Origin of the sequence: Microbacterium helvum (assembly GCF_014779795.1) — a bacterium.
Classification (GTDB): domain Bacteria; phylum Actinomycetota; class Actinomycetes; order Actinomycetales; family Microbacteriaceae; genus Microbacterium; species Microbacterium helvum.
The window spans coordinates 1-1,266 of sequence record NZ_JACXZS010000032.1 but is presented as its reverse complement, the minus strand read 5'-3'; the positions used below and the strand labels follow the sequence as shown (position 1 = coordinate 1,266).

Here is a 1,266-nt window from a genome sequence, read left to right as displayed (position 1 = left end):
CAGCGCGGCGAGCGGAGCGACGTACTTCTCGACGAGCTCGGCGCCCGACGGCGCACGCTCGGGGTCGGGCAGGACCCACCCCTGCTGCTCCAACAGACGACGGGATGCCGGGTCGACGAGGTGCTTCCACGGCGAGAACAGGCGCGTGTGGCCCCACGAGCGCACGCTGGCCGCGACCTCGTCGCCGGCCTCGAAGATCAGGAAGTCGATCCCTCGCTCCACGAGGTGGGCCGCGGCCGCCAGTCCGATGGGGCCGGCGCCGATGATCGCGACCGGCAGTGCCGTCAGGCGGCCTGTGTCGGCGACGCGGGGAGTCAGGTCGAGCAGGGTCACAGCAGCCTCCGGTGATATCGATGAACTTCGATGCCTGATTCTGCATCGCTCTATCGACGCTTGTCAATATCGACTAACCTCAATGTATGACCACGATGCTCGACGTGACCGACATCACCGCCGGCGCGTGCTGCACGCCCCTCGTGCGCGAACCACTGACCGCCGAGCAGGCAGACCAGCTCGCGGGGACGATGAAGGCCCTGGCCGATCCGGCTCGCCTGCGCCTGCTGTCGATCGTCGCCGCGTCCGAGAACTCCGAAGCGTGCGTGTGCGACCTGATCGAGCCCGTCGGACTCAGTCAGCCGACGGTGTCGCACCACCTCAAGATTCTCACGAATGCGGGGTTCCTGACGCGGAGCAAGCGTGGCACCTGGGCGTACTTCACGCTCGTCCCGGGCGCGCTGGACCGCGTGTCGCAGCTGCTCGTCGCCTCATGACACACACCGTCCGCGCTGCCGCAGGCGAGTTCCTCGGCAGCGCAGGACTGGCTGCCGTCGTCATCGGATCCGGGACCGCCGCACAACGGCTCTCCCCCACCGATGTCGGGCTGCAGCTGTTCGAGAACGCCTTCGCGACTGCCCTCGGGCTCGCCGTGCTGATCCTCGTCTTCGCCACGGTATCCGGCTCGCACTTCAACCCCGTGGTGACTCTCGTCGACGTCGCGCTGCACCGGAAGAAGTGGAGCACGGCCGCCGTCTACCTGCCGATGCAGATCCTCGGATGCCTCGTCGGCGCGATTCTCGCGAACCTGATGTTCGCGGAGCCTGCGGTCGCCTGGAGCACGACCGACCGGGCCGATTGGCCGCGACTGCTGTCGGAAGTCGTCGCGACGGCCGGCCTCGTCTTCCTGATCTTCGCGCTCGCGCGCACGGGACGATCCCACCTGGCGGCGCCCGCGGTGGGCGCGTACATCGGTGCGGCGTACTTCTTCAC

The 1,266-nt window shown here is 68.3% G+C and carries 3 protein-coding genes; 2 read left to right on the top strand and 1 reads right to left on the bottom strand.

Annotated elements, in window-relative coordinates; translation table 11 throughout:
* The coding region (locus tag IF188_RS20015) for an FAD-dependent oxidoreductase (protein ID WP_191173571.1) at positions 1 to 333 on the bottom strand (333 nt) is incomplete at its 3' end.
* 86 nt (positions 334 to 419) lie between these two features.
* Between IF188_RS20015 and IF188_RS20010 the strand changes: the two genes are divergently transcribed.
* Both IF188_RS20010 and IF188_RS20005 read left to right on the top strand, forming a co-directional pair.
* Entirely contained in the window at positions 420 to 770 is a 351-nt protein-coding gene (locus IF188_RS20010) for an ArsR/SmtB family transcription factor (protein ID WP_191173570.1), read from the top strand.
* On the top strand, positions 767 to 1,266 hold a 500-nt coding region (locus IF188_RS20005), incomplete at its 3' end, for an aquaporin (protein WP_191173569.1). The genes IF188_RS20010 and IF188_RS20005, both read left to right, overlap by 4 nt.